At 39.8% G+C, this 16,247-nt stretch carries 11 protein-coding genes and 1 tRNA gene; 6 read left to right on the forward strand and 6 right to left on the reverse strand.

The features are described from left to right. Positions 1-82: 82 nt before the first annotated feature. The 3 genes from M3P19_RS08950 to M3P19_RS08960 form a co-directional block, all read right to left on the reverse strand. Entirely contained in the window at positions 83-1,303 is a 1,221-nt protein-coding gene (locus M3P19_RS08950) for an IPT/TIG domain-containing protein (RefSeq protein WP_249657325.1), read from the reverse strand. 174 nt (positions 1,304-1,477) lie between these two features. Then, positions 1,478-3,031: an Ig-like domain-containing protein gene (locus tag M3P19_RS08955; protein WP_249657326.1), complete on the reverse strand. Its 1,554-nt coding sequence runs from the start codon at positions 3,029-3,031 to the stop codon at positions 1,478-1,480. 165 nt (positions 3,032-3,196) lie between these two features. Continuing rightward, positions 3,197-3,805, reverse strand: coding sequence for a superoxide dismutase (locus tag M3P19_RS08960; protein ID WP_249657327.1), 609 nt, complete (start codon positions 3,803-3,805; stop codon positions 3,197-3,199). 118 nt (positions 3,806-3,923) lie between these two features. On the opposite strand from M3P19_RS08960, the gene M3P19_RS08965 reads away from it, so the two are divergent. The 4 genes from M3P19_RS08965 to M3P19_RS08980 all read left to right on the forward strand — a co-directional run bounded on the left by M3P19_RS08965 (position 3,924) and on the right by M3P19_RS08980 (position 12,501). Beyond that, positions 3,924-7,034 carry a UvrD-helicase domain-containing protein gene (locus tag M3P19_RS08965; protein WP_249657328.1) on the forward strand — a complete coding sequence of 1,037 codons (3,111 nt, stop codon included), beginning with the start codon at positions 3,924-3,926 and terminating at the stop codon, positions 7,032-7,034. Between the two features lie 10 nt (positions 7,035-7,044). Next, positions 7,045-8,247, forward strand: coding sequence for a glycine C-acetyltransferase (kbl, locus tag M3P19_RS08970; RefSeq protein ID WP_249657329.1), 1,203 nt, complete (start codon positions 7,045-7,047; stop codon positions 8,245-8,247). A 104-nt stretch (positions 8,248-8,351) separates the two neighbouring features. Next, the gene (locus M3P19_RS08975) at positions 8,352-9,710 is read left to right on the forward strand and encodes an OmpA family protein (RefSeq protein WP_249657330.1); all 1,359 of its coding nucleotides are present in this window, start codon (positions 8,352-8,354) and stop codon (positions 9,708-9,710) included. Positions 9,711-9,774: 64 nt separating this feature from the next. Further along, the gene (locus M3P19_RS08980; protein WP_249657331.1) at positions 9,775-12,501 is read left to right on the forward strand and encodes a PD-(D/E)XK nuclease family protein; all 2,727 of its coding nucleotides are present in this window, start codon (positions 9,775-9,777) and stop codon (positions 12,499-12,501) included. Here M3P19_RS08980 and M3P19_RS08985 read toward each other — a convergent pair whose 3' ends face one another. The 3 genes from M3P19_RS08985 to M3P19_RS08995 form a co-directional block, all read right to left on the reverse strand. Next, the gene (locus M3P19_RS08985; protein WP_249657332.1) at positions 12,502-13,212 is read right to left on the reverse strand and encodes an SDR family oxidoreductase; all 711 of its coding nucleotides are present in this window, start codon (positions 13,210-13,212) and stop codon (positions 12,502-12,504) included. A gap of 191 nt (positions 13,213-13,403) precedes the next feature. After that, positions 13,404-13,477: transfer RNA gene (locus tag M3P19_RS08990), tRNA-Ala, on the reverse strand. A 56-nt stretch (positions 13,478-13,533) separates the two neighbouring features. Then, positions 13,534-14,331 (reverse strand): universal stress protein, encoded by a 798-nt coding sequence (locus tag M3P19_RS08995; protein WP_249657333.1) that lies wholly within the window; start codon positions 14,329-14,331, stop codon positions 13,534-13,536. A gap of 53 nt (positions 14,332-14,384) precedes the next feature. On the opposite strand from M3P19_RS08995, the gene M3P19_RS09000 reads away from it, so the two are divergent. Further along, positions 14,385-14,885, forward strand: a complete 501-nt coding sequence (locus tag M3P19_RS09000; RefSeq protein ID WP_249657334.1) for a GNAT family N-acetyltransferase — start codon at positions 14,385-14,387, stop codon at positions 14,883-14,885. Between the two features lie 12 nt (positions 14,886-14,897). Further along, positions 14,898-16,232 carry an MATE family efflux transporter gene (locus tag M3P19_RS09005; protein WP_249657335.1) on the forward strand — a complete coding sequence of 445 codons (1,335 nt, stop codon included), beginning with the start codon at positions 14,898-14,900 and terminating at the stop codon, positions 16,230-16,232. The last annotated feature ends 15 nt before the right edge of the window (positions 16,233-16,247 follow it).

The raw sequence follows: 16,247 nt of genomic DNA on the forward strand, positions 1-16,247 counted from the left end.
TGTGCTTCAGTAACTCCACTTAAATCCAATAAAAAAGTGCTACCAAGGCAGCACTTTTTTGTAACGAGATAATTGATAATTCTTATGGCAAAATTTGAGATAATACTTTTATCTCTGTAGTGCGGTTATTACCTTCGCCCGTTACACTAATAACCTGTATATATCCCTTTACGCCAGCCCCATTCACAAAGCTGTAGATTCCATCTTTTGTAATTGCAATATTATCCAATACTGTTCCAGTAGAATGGTCAATGATTTGATCAACATCAGTTGAAGTAATAGAAGCAAAATTCATTTCCTCTTCTGCTCTAAATGTGGTTTCAGGGGCTTGATTCCCGAAGGGATCTGCAAATTCCTTTCCTGCTAGTAAATGCGGTGAAATCAAATTGGGAAACTGGTCGCCTGCAGTACCATCTAATCCAAGGACACCAAATGCCATATCTATCGTTATACGATCATCACTCGATAGTTCTTCGGCTTGTCCATTGGTATATACATCTCCATTGCTAGACTTAAACAAATTGCCAATTTCAAAATTCCCTTGACTACCTAGTGTAATTGGTGTTTCCAGATTGTTATAAACATTCAATAAGGGATATTTTCCACCGCTACCCCCTTGGCCTTGTGCCACTACCTGAAATTCATATGTAACAGTAGTGAATTCTTCATCATCAGTATCTTTGACCTGAAAGGTCAATACCACAACACTGCCAACAGCGTCATCTACAGGAATAGCATACTCAACATCCCCCTCTGTTTGTGCTGCTATAGCGGCTTTGATTTCCTCTGAAAACACTGAAGCGGCAGTTTCACCATCTACGGATTTGACTAAATCAAAGCTTTCAAGTCCTTCAGGCACCTCCATACTTAGTATCATAAATACAGATTCCCCTACCTCAAACCTATTTGTTTTATAATCATTATCAGGGGTCAAGGAGATAGTTGGTTTACGGTCAACCACACTAAAATTGGTTGAGCTCGAAGCTTCTTCTCCATCTACTTCAACTTCAATTTTTCCCGTTGTGGCACCCTCTGGCACGGTAACGGTCAATAGGGTTGTAGTAGCGGCATCTATTGTGGCAGTTTGCCCGTTAAAGGTCACCTTATTGCCAGCAGCAGTGGACGCAAAGTTCTTTCCCGTAATTTCAACGGTAGCTCCATGATCCCCGCTGGATGGACTAAAGCTTTTGATGCAGAGTGTAGTGCTTTCATCTGGTACGGACTGGTCATCATCTTTGCTACAAGACAAGGCGAAAAGGCCAGTTGCAACTAATACAATACTTACATAAACAATTTTTTTCATGATCTAATTTTTAAGGTTAAAACACAAAGAAATTGGTAAGTACGTATTAATTACCACCCCAATTCACGGATGCCTGTTTTGGGTTGACAAATGCCGGTTTTGGGTTGACTGAACTATTCCCAAAAACTAAAAAAGCCCGCAAATGCGGGCTTCTATTTTTAATTGACACCAACTTTATTTAATGAAAACAGCATTTGCTCGTGAAGTTTCATAACCGTTGGACAAGTCCTGTTCAAAAATAGATTCACCATTCTTAATCCACAATCTTGCTGCCCAATTGGGGCCTTCTGATGCTTGAGATCCCGTTACATATACCTTTTTATCACTTTTATCCACTTTAAGGTCGCTGGCATAAAAGTTAATGCTATTATTATTACTTAAATTAAATTCTTCCTCATGCACCCAAAGTTTGGTGGCATATTTTCCATTCTCATTTGTTGTACCTATAGTGTAAACGACCCCATCATCAACAAAGATATCTTTGGCCGAGGTATCACTAGCCGTATCTAAATCCGATGTTGGGCCATTTACCATCCATCTTCGGGCTTTGACATTGCCACCTTCAAGGATTCTACCTGCCACATATATATCATCATTTTTGGTTATAAACATTCCGTTAGCTTCGGCACCCATATCGTTTTCATCTAAAACCGTACTTGACCCATTTAATTCCCAGAGTTTTGCCTTGTGTATACTTGGTTGGCTATTGTATTCATATCCCACCGCATATATTCCATTTTCATTTGCTGCAATTGAATACAGCTTTTGATTAATTTCTTCCGATTCTACCAAATGTTCATTGATTCCATCCCAAATAATTCCTTCATTGAATCCTCCGGACCATCTATAGCCGGCAACATAGTAATTGGATTCGAATACTGTAACGGAATGAGCGTTACCATGATGAAAACCAACTTGATTCAAAATTTTAGGAATGCCATCTATCCAAATAGCCGCTTGATACTTGCTGCCGTCATATATGCTTCCTACTATATATTGACTTCCTGATGCTGTAACATATATATCATTTGCATAAGAAGTGGTGGATCCATCTGGCACCGTTAACTTAGTAGAATTACCATTGACCCATAATGTGGCTTCGTCATTCGTCTGGCCTACAACGTAAACATTAGGGTTAACGGTAATAGTTGCCGCAACGGTTTTATTGTCTACCGTAACGGATATTGTAGCCGTTCCGCTGCCGCTAGCGGTAATCAGTCCGGTTTGATCTACAGTTGCCACGGCTTCATCATCAGAAGCCCAAACTGGGCTACTGGTTTGATCTACATCCGCATCTATCGTCAAGTTAAGAGAAGCCGTATCATTGGTGCTTAATTCTAGTGCTGTATTATCCAAGGTCAGTGTGTTTACAGGCCCGTCTAAAACACTTACGGAACAAGTTGCTATTGCCTCATCCACTGTTGCAGTAATGGTTGCAGTCCCTATGGACAAAGGTGTAACCTCACCACTGCTATTTACCGTTGCCACCGCAGTATTACTGCTAGTCCATGTTACTGCAGCACTACCAATATCCGTGGTCACTGCCAAGGACTCCTTATAAAATGCAAACGGATACATTTGCAAGCTTGTCTTGTCTAATTCTATTGCTGTTACGGGATCTGGATTTGAGCCAGGATCTGGTGTGTCTGGGGTATCATCCTTTCCACAGGAGTGGACCAGGAATCCAAAACATAGTAGTACAAGACCTAAATATGCAATTCTTTTCATGGTTTAATTTTTATGGTTAAACCCTAAAGAAAAAGGAGATAAGTCATTTAAGACAAGCTCAATTCACGGATACCTGTTTTGAGTTGATGGATGAAGTATTTGGATGGACCTTAAACTAAAAAAGCCCGCAAATGCGGGCTTTTAATTTGTATTTAATGGTGCTCCTTACTTGTTGGCAGCGTAGTACTCCGATACTTTGTCCCAATTGATCACATTGAAAAATGCAGCAACATAATCAGGTCTGCGATTTTGATAATTCAAATAATAGGCATGCTCCCAAACATCCAAACCTAAAATTGGATGCCCACTACAACCTACTTCCGGCATCAGGGGATTGTCCTGGTTAGGTGTGGAACATACTTCTACTTTTCCACCTTTATGGACACATAACCAAGCCCATCCAGAACCGAAGCGTGTTCCTGCCGCAGCACTGAATTGTTCTTTAAAAGCATCAAAAGATCCAAAAGCTTCATCAATTGCAGAAGCCAGTTCGCCACTTGGTGTACCGCCGCCATCAGGAGACATTACTTCCCAAAACAGACAGTGGTTGTAAAAACCGCCTCCGTTATTCCGCACTGCTCCATTGGACATGTCCAAACTGGAGAGTATGTCTTCAATACTCTTGCCTTCCATATCTGTACCAGCAATAGCACCATTTAATTTAGTGGTGTAGCCATTGTGGTGTTTGGTATGATGAATCTCCATGGTCCTGGCATCTATATGTGGCTCCAAGGCATCGTATGCGTAAGCTAATTTTGGTAAATCAAAAGCCATAATTGTATTGTTTTTAAGTTTTTAATGATTCCTGTAAAAATACGGCTTTATGATATATATTTCATCTTCCACAAGCTTAAGTTCAGACCGCTAATCCGTAATTTGCAGGAAATTTGTTTTGGATACCGCCGCGTTTAAAATATACAATGCTTCTGCTGGTTCTGGGAAAACCTATTCCTTGACCAAAGAATATCTGTACCTGCTATTAAAAGACGGCTCCCCTACAAAATTTAGGCAGGTTTTGGCCCTAACTTTTACCAACAAAGCGGTGGGTGAGATGAAATCCCGTATACTGGATAGCCTCTACCAATTTGGTCAGGAAAATCCTGAAAACAGAAGTCCACTATTTAAAGAATTGTGTAGGGCACTTGGGATAAGTCCCCAGCAATTACAGCAACGGTCCAGAAGCTTGCTTCAACGTATTCTGCACAACTACTCTTTTTTTGAGATTTCCACTATTGACAAATTCAACCATAAAATCATCAAAACATTTGCACGGGACTTGCAACTGTCGCAAAATTTTGAAGTGGAATTGGATACTGAGTTGTTATTACAGGAGGCTGTGGGAAGGGTATTGGAGCGTGCAGGAAAAGAGGAAGCGCTTACCAATGCTCTCATTGCATTTTCATTGGAAAAAATTGCTGAAGATAAAAGTTGGGATATCTCTAGGGATTTGGTTGAAATAGGGAAACTGCTTTTCCAGGAAGATCACGCTGAAAACTTGGAAAAACTTACGGGAAAAGAAATTGCTGACTTCAAAGAAATACAAAAGAAGATTTTAGATCAAATCAAAAAGCTGGAAGTAGCAGCACAGACCATTTCCGAAACTGTACTCCAAGAAATACACGACCAAGGATTTGAACCGGATGATTTTCCTAGAAAAACCTTGCCCAATCACTTCAACAAAATTCTAGGTCAAACATTTGAGACCAAAGTATTATATGCCAACAAATTGGAGGAAGCGCTAGTAAATGGAAAAATACTTAAAGCAAGTGACAAACGGGATTCAACAATTTTATGTGCTCAAATTCTTGAGCACTATAACGCCATAAAGCGATTACTCTTTCAACGAAATTACCTGAAAAACTGCTACGGCAACATTGTTCCGCTCAGCCTTTTGAACGAAATCGGTAAGGAATTGAAGCAAATAGAACTAGACAAGGAAGTAATCCCCATATCGGCCTTAAACTCCTTACTTTCCAAAGAGGTAAAAAACCAACCGGCTCCCTTTATTTATGAGCGAATGGGAGAAAAATATCGTCATTATTTTATCGATGAATTCCAGGACACATCGAAATTACAGTGGGAAAATCTAGTTCCCCTAATTAGTAATGCATTGGAAAGTATGAATGATACTAATGAACAAGGGTCTTTGTTTCTGGTAGGCGATGTAAAACAAGCCATATATCGTTGGCGCGGTGGAAAAGCTGAACAGTTGCTGAACCTTATCAATCTAAAATCCAATCCGTTTTCCGTAGCACCAGAACTGTTTGCGTTGGAAACCAACTGGCGCAGCCATAGTCAGATCATAGATTTCAACAATCACTTTTTCGGAACGATTTCCCCCTATTTCAAACAAGGAGCATACCAACAACTTTTTACAGAAAGTGTTCAAAAAACCAACCACAAAAAGGGCGGCTTGGTTCATATAAGCTTTCTGGATTCCAATAGTCCCAATAAAGATATGGCCTATTGTGCTCAGACGCTGGAGAGGATTCGAGAGGTCAAAAACCACAACTTTGATTACGGTGATATCTGCATACTCGTCCGCAAAAATGATCATGGAACACTTCTGGCCAACTATCTTTCGGAAAATCAGGTGCCCGTAGTTTCATCCGAATCCTTACTGCTAAAGAATGATCCGGTTGTTGTATTTCTAATCGCATTATTGCAGTATTTGGATAATCCAAGTCATCAAGAAGCAGTATTTCAGCTTTTGTTGTTTCTGTCCTCCGGTCAAGAATATCGGCATTCGTTCATCGCTTCGCATAAGGATAATCTTGACGATCTTCTTTTCAATCGATATGATTTTAACGTGGCCCTACTTAAATCCGAGACTACATTAACCATTTTAGATCATGCGATAACCAAATTTGATTTGGTGAATGAATCACCAGCTTACTTGATTTTTCTTTTGGACGAAGCTCTGGAAATGGAACAGAAAGAGGGACCTGGAATTAATTCCTTTTTGAAACATTGGGAACGTAAAAAAGATAAGTTGTCCATTACAGCCCCTGAGCAAATGGAGGCGGTTAAAATCATGACCATACATAAGTCGAAAGGGTTGGAGTTTCCGGTGGTACTATTTCCGTTTGCCAATGCCATGATAAACGACCCCAGAAAACAAAAGAAAGCTTGGGTGGCCGCAACGGCAAAGGAAGCAACTTTGGAGCTCCCACATTTATTGGTCAACTATAAGAAAGAGATGATGGAGTACAATGCTGTTGCCGCTCAAACTTATGTTGAAGAATTAGGGAAAACCGAACTGGATGCACTGAATGTGTTATATGTTGCGATGACTCGCGCAGAAAAAGCACTTTACGTAATATCTGAACGGTCTAAACCAATAGCCAATTTAGAACAATGTAATTCCTATTCGGACTTGCTTCAATACTATGTACAAGATGCCGCTATCCCAGAAATTGAAACAGGTAATTATGTAATAGGATCATTGCCAAATCAACTGGAAGCTGATAAATTGCCGTCCCATACCAAATCAATTCAATTTAAGAATAGGAGTGAAAAAGGGACATCATTCGAGATTTCTACGCGGTCAGTTCAACTTTGGGATGACAGTAGAAGGGAATCCGTGGAGATGGGCAATCTGATTCATTTTGCCATGAGCAAGGTGGGTACAAAAGAAGATGTGCCCAAAGTGATCAATGAAATCACATCAACCGGCGAACTTCCTATTGAATCCGCTCCATTTGTGGCCCAGAAAATGAAGGAGATTGTGGGTCATCCACAACTTAGCTCATTTTATTCCACATCAAATGAAGTTAGAAATGAACAGGAACTTTTATTGACATCAGGAAAAATTCTTCGACCAGACCGGATTATGCTCAGAAATAACAAAGCGTCTGTTATCGATTATAAAACCGGTAAAAAAGCACCAAGTCATAAGGAACAGATCGTTTCATATGCCGACGCCTTAAAAGATATGGGATATACTATTGAACACATTATTATTATATATATTGACAATCAAATAACACCTCTTTTCCTTTAAACGAATTACTATGTACGGAAAAATTAAAAATCACTTGGCAAACGAGCTTGAAGAAATCAAAGAAGCAGGATTATATAAAAAGGAACGCATTATTACATCACCACAGGATGCGGTCATTAAAATATCTACGGGGGAAGAAGTAATCAACTTTTGCGCCAATAACTATTTGGGTCTTTCATCCCACCCAGATGTGATCCAAGCCGCTAAGGATACCTTGGACTCCCATGGTTTTGGAATGTCTTCAGTCCGATTCATATGTGGAACCCAGGATATCCACAAAGAACTAGAGCAAAAGATTGCTGACTTCTATGGCACTGAGGATACCATATTATATGCTGCGGCTTTTGATGCGAATGGCGGGGTGTTTGAACCGCTATTGACGGCAGAGGATGCCATCATATCAGATTCCTTGAATCATGCCTCCATTATTGACGGCGTTCGTTTGTGCAAAGCCAAACGCTATCGCTATGCCAACAATAACATGGAGGAACTTGAAATGCAATTGAAGCAAAGTCATGAAGATGGGGCAAGATTCAGAATCATTGTTACCGATGGTGTTTTCTCAATGGATGGGCTATTGGCTCCTTTGGATAAAATATGTGATTTAGCAGATAAATATGATGCCCTCGTGATGATTGACGAATGTCATTCCGCAGGTTTTATTGGAGAAACCGGCAGAGGTACCCTGGAAGAAAAAGGTGTAATGGACCGCATTGACATTATTACGGGAACCCTAGGTAAGGCACTTGGTGGTGCCATGGGGGGTTATACTACCGGTAAGAAAGAAATCATAGAGATGCTTCGACAACGTTCTAGACCCTATCTATTCTCCAATTCATTAGCCCCGGCTATTGTAGGGGCATCCATCAAGGTATTTGACATGTTGGATAAAGACACCACGCTACGCGATAAGCTCCAGGAGAATACCGAATATTTCAAGGATGGCATGAAAAAAGCAGGATTTGACATTATAGATGGCGACTCCGCAATAGTCCCTGTTATGCTTTATGACGCCAAATTGTCGCAACAAATGGCGGATATGTTACTTGAACAGGGTATATATGTAATAGGATTCTTCTATCCGGTTGTACCCAAAGGGAAAGCGAGGATACGGGTTCAATTATCCGCAGCACATGAGAAGCATCATCTGAATAAAGCCATTGCCGCATTTATTGAAGTTGGAAAAGCCCTAAAAATCGTTGAAACGCATTAAATGTTCTATGTAATGCACCAAAAAAAAAGAAAATTTGATTTTGTTAATAAGTCTTAACAACTTACATTTGCTGCTGATAAACACTTAAACTTAAAATTTTGAGCATGAAACATCTTAGCAAATTATTGGTTGTTGCCCTTGTCTTTGTGGGTTTTAACAACGTACAAGCGCAAGACGAGAATAATCCATGGCAGATCAGTTTCGGTATCAACGCCATTGATACTTATCCAACCAATGATGAGAGCAATCCTTTCTCAAGTACTACTTTGTTTGATGAGTATTTTAATGTATCTGATCACTGGAATATCTTGCCTTCTGTTTCTTATGTAGCTGTTAGCAAATACGTAGGAGATGGTTTCTCTGTAGGTGCAAGAGGTTCTTTGAACAGAATAGAAATGAACGGTGACCAACCTGTTGATGACCTTTCACACTATGCTATCGACGGTACCATTAAGTACAACTTCCTAAAGAATACTACAATCGATCCTTTCGCCGAAATCGGTGGTGGTTATACTTGGATTGATGAAGTTGGTGCTGGTACAGTTAACGGAGGTATCGGTGTAAACGTTTGGTTCTCTGAGAACATTGGTCTTACCCTTCAAACACAATACAAGCATGCATTCGAGGATTTCCTAGTAAGACACTTCCAACACATGGCAGGTCTTAGCATCAAATTTGGTGGTACTGACACTGATGGTGATGGTATCTATGACAAAGACGATGCTTGTCCAGAAGTTGCTGGTCTAGAAGCATTCAACGGTTGTCCTGATGCTGATGGTGACGGAATCGAAGACAGTAAAGATAGCTGCCCTAACGAAGCTGGATCTAAAGAAATGAACGGTTGTCCTGATGCTGACGGCGACGGAATCGCTGATAAAGATGATGCTTGTCCAAATGAAGCTGGTCTTGCTGCACTAGCTGGATGTCCTGATGCTGACGGTGACGGTGTTGCTGACAAAGATGATCAGTGTGTTAACGAAGCTGGTCCTGCTGAAAACAATGGATGCCCTTGGCCAGACAGAGACGGTGATAGCGTTCTTGACAAAGACGATCAGTGTCCTGACGTAGCTGGTACTGTTGCAAACAACGGTTGCCCAGAAGTAACTGAAGAAGTTCAAAAGCAATTGAACGATTACGCTAGAACTATCTTGTTCGATACTGGTAAGTCTTCTATCAAAGCTGAGTCTACTTCAGTAATGGTTGACATTATCCAAATCTTGAACGAGTACCCAACTGCTAAGTTTACAGTTGAAGGTCACACTGATAGTGTAGGTAGTGCTAAATTGAATCAGTCTCTATCTGAGAAGAGAGCTAACTCTGTACGTGATTTCTTGATTGACAAAGGAATCGGCGCTGACAGACTTACTGCTATCGGGTACGGTGAAGACAAGCCAATCGCTACTAACAACACTAGAGCTGGTAGAACTCAAAACAGACGAGTTGAAATCAACTTGATCAAATAATAAAAGGAATTAAATTTCCTTGAGAAAAGGCCCTGCAAATGCAGGGCCTTTTTTATTTTAGTGTATGCAACAAGCCTTTCTAGAATATGTGCTTCAAGACCTCAAACAGAAAGATGTTGCCATTAACAATTGTACCTATGTACTCCCTAGCAAACGCTCTGGTACCTTCCTTAAAAAGTACATAACAAACAGTTTGGAACAAGGAGTATTCTGCCCTCCCATTCTGGCTATTGAAGAATTTGTACTAGAACTTTCAGAACTTGCTGTAGTATCCAATCTAGACTTGTTATTTCTGCTTTACGAAGCTTACAAACAAACCAATATTAAAGCGCATGACGATTTTGATACGTTTTTAAAATGGGGACAAACCTTACTTCAGGACTTTAATGAAATAGACCGTTATTTAATCCCCCAAAAGGAAATTCTGGGTTACTTGTCCGCAATTAAAGAACTTAACCATTGGTCTTTACAGCAGAACAAAACTGAACTGATTCAAAATTATCTGCAACTTTGGAACAATCTCCTGCCTATATATCAAGCCTTTACCGAAAACCTACTGTCAAAAGGTCTTGGCTATCAGGGATTGATATATCGTACCGCGGCTCAAAAAATAGCTGCTGATTCAAAAACTGAAAACGACCACCCTATTGTTTTTATCGGATTCAATGCCTTAAACAGTGCTGAGATTAAAATCATTCAGCGTTTTTTGGAAAACCCAATCAACCAAGTGTATTGGGATATTGACAGTTATTTTTTGGAAAACACCATACATGATGCTGGACTTTTTATCCGAGATTATAAGAAATTCTGGTCCTATTACGAGAAAAATTCCCTTTTAGGCATTCAGAACAACTTTCTGCAAACGAAAAACATAGAAATAACCGGAGTTCCTAAAAGCATCAATCAAGCACAAGTGGTTGGAGGTTTGCTTTCACAACTGAATGAAAGTGCTGATAATGGGCTTCAAAATACCGCCCTAGTGTTGGCAGATGAGTCCTTGCTAAATCCGGTACTTCAAGCAATACCTGATTATATTTCCAAGGTGAACATCACTATGGGTCTGCCCCTTAACACTACTATTACTTATGCTTTTTTCATGTCTTATCTAGATATGCACATCGCCAAAGTAGAAAGAGGTTGGTTTTATGAAGATGTCCTTTCCCTTTTTTCAAGTCCCTTAACCCAGGTTTTGTCCACAGCTGAAGCTGTTGCTTCTGTTTCTGAAATAACCACACAAATTAAAACGCACAACCTCATTTATATCAATAGCACTGTTCTTGAACCTTATTCCAAAAACTCCCCATTACTTCAGTTACTATTTCCTGAAACGCAATTAACCCCTAAACAGTGGGTGCAAACCTCCTTAGACTTGATTTTGTATCTAAAGGATAGCTATGTCAAAAAGGAAGAGCCGTTACTATTGGAACACCTTTACCGCTTTTTCAAATTGTTCAATCAATTGCAGCAGCAATTATTGATTGTGGATTTTATTTCCAATCTTAAATCAATCAAAGGGTTTTTCAAGCAATTGGCTTCTATTGAAACACTTGATTTTGTTGGAGAGCCACTCTCCGGCTTGCAAATCATGGGTATGTTGGAAAGTAGGAACCTTGACTTTGAAACCGTAATTATAACCTCTGTCAACGAAGGCATCCTACCATCAGGCAAATCCAATAATTCCTTCTTGCCTTTCGATGTAAAAAGAGAGTTTGGTCTGCCCACCTATAAAGAGAAAGATGCAATATATACCTATCACTTTTATCGATTGATCCAGCGGGCAAAAAACGTACATCTTATTTACAATACGGAGCCCGATGTCCTGGAAGGCGGTGAACGAAGTAGATTGATTTCACAGTTATTGACAGACCCAAACCTTAAAGACAATGTTAGGCATACCATTGCAGCTCCCAAAGTAGAGGTACAACCCAACTCGCCCTTAACAATTGATAAGGACAAAAAAATGAAGGTGGATTTGCAGGTGTTCGCCGCCAATGGCTTTTCCCCAACATCTTTAACCAACTATATACGCAACCCCATTGAATTCTATAAAAAGAGTGTTTTAAAGATCTATGATGTTGAAGAAGTAGAAGAAAGTATTGCCGCGAATACATTTGGGACCATTATCCACGACAGCCTTGAAGTGCTTTACAAGCCCTATATTGAAACAGAACTGACCCCAGCAATTAATAAGGCTTTAGTGGGCAATGCAGCAGAAACCATAGCGAATGTCTTTGCTAAAATACTGCCCGGAGTAAACCTAGAAAAGGGTAGATACCTTTTAGTTTATAACGTTGTTCTCAACTATATCCTTAAGTTTTTGGAGTTGGAGTTGGCGCAGTTGCAAAAGCATACCATCAAAATCATAGCTCTGGAGCAAAAATTTGAAACCGAACTTCAAATTCCGGAATTGGATTACCCCATTAAACTTAAAGGTACTCTTGATAGGGTTGATTTGGTAGATGGGTCGCTAAGAATAGTGGATTATAAAACTGGGCGTGTTGAACCCATTAATGTAAAGCTAAAGGATTGGAATGAATTAACGGAGAGCTATGATAAGAGTAAAGCATTTCAATTGCTATGCTACAGCTATCTATACTATAAAAATACAGGGGTCTCAACTATGATAGCTGGCATCTATACCTTTAAAAATTTAAACAAGGGTTTCCTTCAGTTTTCCTTCAACAGTCCTGTCATAACGGATGAATCCTTATCTAACTTTGAAGCATCACTTTTTCAACTAATCTCTGAAATTTGTAACCCTAATATCCCCTTTATCGAAAACTTGGAGTGATTATTTCAAATCTGGCCGTGTTGGTCTCACCTCTATTTTGCTAGGTAACGTTCTTGGATGCATGTGCATCAAATCCACAACAAGCTTTCCAATGTCCTCAGCTTGTATTTTCCATGCATCTTTATCACTTGGAACATTATCGTTAAAATAGGTGGCTACAGAACCTGGCATTATGGTAGTAACTTTTATATCATGTTTTCTTAAGTCGAGCATAGCTGCTTGGGTAAAACCCACAACTCCAAATTTAGTTGCGTTGTATCCCGCTCCTTGCGCAAAGAAATTGGTGCCGGCAAGGCTAGCGATGGTCATATAATAACCTTTTGATGCTTTCAATCCTTCAAAACTAGCCCTTAGGGTATTAAAGGCTCCTGTTAAATTCGTATCAATCATTTGTTGCCACTTTTCAGGCTCCAACTCATAAATAGGTGCAAAATGACCGACACCAGCATTGGCAACTACTAAATCCAATTGACACCATTGCTTTAATATAGTCGCTGCTGCATTATGTTCACTTTGCAACTCAACAACATTCGCAACAATTCCTAAAATATCACCCAATGGTTCCAAAATTGAGATGGCATTGTCTACTCCGTCTTGACTTCTTCCACTGACAGCTACTTTCATGCCCTCTTTCAACAAACATTGGGCTATGCCCAATCCAATACCTTTTGTTCCACCTGTAATATAAGCTACTTTACCTTCTAAATCCATTCTGATAATCCGTTTTAATATTGGCCGTTTCTAAATTTAGGTTGTAATCCTAGTTAAAAACTTAACTATTCAAAAAAGTGGTTTTATAATTTGACCCCATACATGCTTCTTTCGTGCAACCAAAAGAATCATTTTTTGACAAATTAGAAGTAAATAAAAACCCCCACAAAAGTGAGGGTCTTAATATGATGTGGAGAATACCGGATTCGAACCGGTGGCCTCTTGCCTGCCAGGCAAGCGCTCTAGCCAACTGAGCTAATCCCCCGCGGAGGGCAAAGGAAAGACTTTTTAAGAAAGTTTCAAAATCGGATTCGGCTTCCGTTATTCTTTTTTAACACTCAACACCAATACCGGAATAGGAACGAAAAACTCGGACTTTGGAATGGTGTTTTTTTCCCATAGTTTCTTAAAGAAACCACGTTTTCTTCGGAAGACGCACAAAAGGTCCGGCTCTTCTTTCTGAAAATACTCCAATACTCCCAAATAGGTAGTGGCCTGTTCCGTAATGTTAACTTGTTGACTTAAGTCCAACATAGCCGTATTTATTTGAAGATCATCTTCTGAATAGCCAGGTCGCTTTACCAAGAGTAACGTAATACTGGACCTGAATTTATCTTTGATCGCAACCAACGGATTTAGCACCCTGCTCCGTTTTAAAATTCCGGAACCAAAAGCCGTCATAATATTTGCAATCGGTTTAAACGAAGTGCCCTTTGGCACCAATAAAGCTGGAATATTGGTTTGCTTTATTATCCTACCTGAAGTATTACCCAGATAGAGTTCATCCTGAATATCATTGCTACGTGGAGCCATGATAATAAGATCAATCCCAAACTCTTTATTGATACTTTTTAACCCATCCAAAATGTCGCCATTGTAGGTGGCAATTTTTATTTCAACGCCATTGGAATTAATAGTATCAATGATTTCCTTAAGCCGCTCTTTACTACTTTGCGCAACTTTCTGCTCAACATTGGCCAAACTACCCGCAGCAGACATAACCTGGAAAACATCCATGACGAACACTTGAGCCCCAAAATTCGCGGCAAAGTCAATCGCATATTGCAAGGTGTCCGAAGAATTAGGTGAAGTTCCAATGGGTACAAGTATATTGTTCATAGGTTGGTGGTTATGATTATAGCTTAAATTTACAATTTAATTGAAACGAATCCATGATAAGACCCGGAAAGATAACAGATATTGAAGATATCCTTCACATTACTCGAAGATGTGCGCAAAAAATGGAGCAAATGGGTATATACCAATGGAATGAACACTACCCCTCTCGCGAAGCTTTTCAAAACGATGTCAAAAGAAATGAGCTTTACGTATTAGAACTAGATGGTAAGGTGATGGGTACCGTGGTAGTGTCCACATTTATGGATGAAGAATACATCCCCATCCAATGGTTGACCAAAAACGAAAACAATATTTACATCCATCGACTTAGTATAGATCCTGAACTGCAAGGGAAGGGTTATGCTCAAAAATTAATGGATTTTGGAGAGAATTTCGCAAGAAAGAATAATATCCAATCCGTTAGATTGGATACCTTTTCCCAGAACAAGCGAAATCAGCATTTCTATGAACAACGCGGCTACAAAAAACTGGGCGATATTTTCTTTCCAAAACAAAGTTCACATCCTTTTCATTGTTACGAATTAGTGCTGTAACTTGCACTGACTTTGGCAACGGAAATCAATTTAAAATCCATTAACCAACTCGCCATTCCCGCAACCATTTCGGGAATAGCAGAACCTATTCTGTCCATCACAGATACCGCTATTGTAGGCAACATTCCTGTAGATGGCCTGGAGTCTTTGGCAGCTGCCGGCATTGTAGGTTCGTTCCTATCCATGCTGATTTGGGTACTGGGCCAAACCCGAAGCTCGATTTCAGCGATTATCTCACAATACTTAGGTGCAGGAAAGCTAGAAGAAGTGAAGAATCTTCCTGCCCAAGCAATTTTCTTCAATATACTTTTAAGTATCGTGGTTCTGGTATCCACCATTTTCATAATTGAAGAGATTTTTTCCCTATTTGAGGCCTCAGGTAAAATTTTGGAGTATTGTATTTCCTATTACTCCATTAGGGTTTGGGGTTTTCCATTGACACTGTTCACTTTTGCCATTTTTGGAATTTTCAGGGGATTGCAAAACACCTTCTACCCCATGGTCATTGCAATAATAGGTGCCGCCCTGAATATTATTTTGGATTTTGCTTTTGTATATGGTATTGATGGATTTATTCCTGCCATGTATTTGGACGGTGCTGCTTGGGCAAGTCTTATTTCACAAGCGGTTATGGCCCTTTTGGTGTTTATATTGCTCCTCAAGAAAACCGATATCAGCCTTAAATTGATATTTCCCTTAAATAAGGAATTAAAGCGATTGATATTCATGAGTCTTAATCTTTTTGTTAGGGCAATTGCATTGAATGCGGCATTGATTATCGCCGTTCGTGAGGCCACTTCTTTGGGAGATCGATTTATTGGAGCACATACCATTGCCATAAACCTATGGTTGTTCGCGGCATTTTTTATTGACGGATATGGGGCCGCCGGAAACAGTATGGGAGGTAAACTTTTAGGCGCTAAGGATTACGATGGTCTATGGAAGTTAGCACGAAAAATAATCACCTACGGGATGGTTGTAAGTCTAGTTTTAATGTCCCTTGGGTTTGTATTTTACAATTCCATTGGTCATCTCTTTTCCAATGATCAAATTGTATTGCAAACCTTCTACAGCATTTTCTTTATAGTGATTTTAGGATTGCCCATGAACACTTTGGCATTTGTGTTTGATGGCCTCTTTAAAGGATTGGGCGAGATGAAATATTTGCGCAATGTCCTATTGTCCGCGACGTTTCTAGGATTCGTACCCGCTTTATACATCGGTAAACTATTGGGTTGGGGTTTTTATGCGATTTGGATCGCCTTTGTTGTATGGATGCTCATTCGTGGATTGGCCTTGGTCTGGAAATTTAGAAGAAAGTTCCGACCCTTGCTCCAAAACACTTAATTTAGTCATCCAAGC

Source organism: Flagellimonas spongiicola, assembly GCF_023502425.1.
In the GTDB taxonomy this organism is placed as follows: Bacteria; Bacteroidota; Bacteroidia; order Flavobacteriales; family Flavobacteriaceae; genus Flagellimonas; species Flagellimonas spongiicola.

Excerpts from the sequence above, each read along its gene's own strand:
- M3P19_RS08950 (WP_249657325.1), bottom strand. The coding sequence starts at position 1,303 with ATGAAAAAAATTGTTTATGTAAGTATTGTATTAGTTGCAACTGGCCTT.
- M3P19_RS08955 (WP_249657326.1), bottom strand. The coding sequence starts at position 3,031 with ATGAAAAGAATTGCATATTTAGGTCTTGTACTACTATGTTTTGGATTC.
- M3P19_RS08960 (WP_249657327.1), bottom strand. The coding sequence starts at position 3,805 with ATGGCTTTTGATTTACCAAAATTAGCTTACGCATACGATGCCTTGGAG.
- kbl (WP_249657329.1), top strand. The coding sequence starts at position 7,045 with ATGTACGGAAAAATTAAAAATCACTTGGCAAACGAGCTTGAAGAAATC.
- M3P19_RS08975 (WP_249657330.1), top strand. The coding sequence starts at position 8,352 with ATGAAACATCTTAGCAAATTATTGGTTGTTGCCCTTGTCTTTGTGGGT.
- M3P19_RS08980 (WP_249657331.1), top strand. The coding sequence starts at position 9,775 with ATGCAACAAGCCTTTCTAGAATATGTGCTTCAAGACCTCAAACAGAAA.
- M3P19_RS08985 (WP_249657332.1), bottom strand. The coding sequence starts at position 13,212 with ATGGATTTAGAAGGTAAAGTAGCTTATATTACAGGTGGAACAAAAGGT.
- M3P19_RS08995 (WP_249657333.1), bottom strand. The coding sequence starts at position 14,331 with ATGAACAATATACTTGTACCCATTGGAACTTCACCTAATTCTTCGGAC.
- M3P19_RS09000 (WP_249657334.1), top strand. The coding sequence starts at position 14,385 with ATGATAAGACCCGGAAAGATAACAGATATTGAAGATATCCTTCACATT.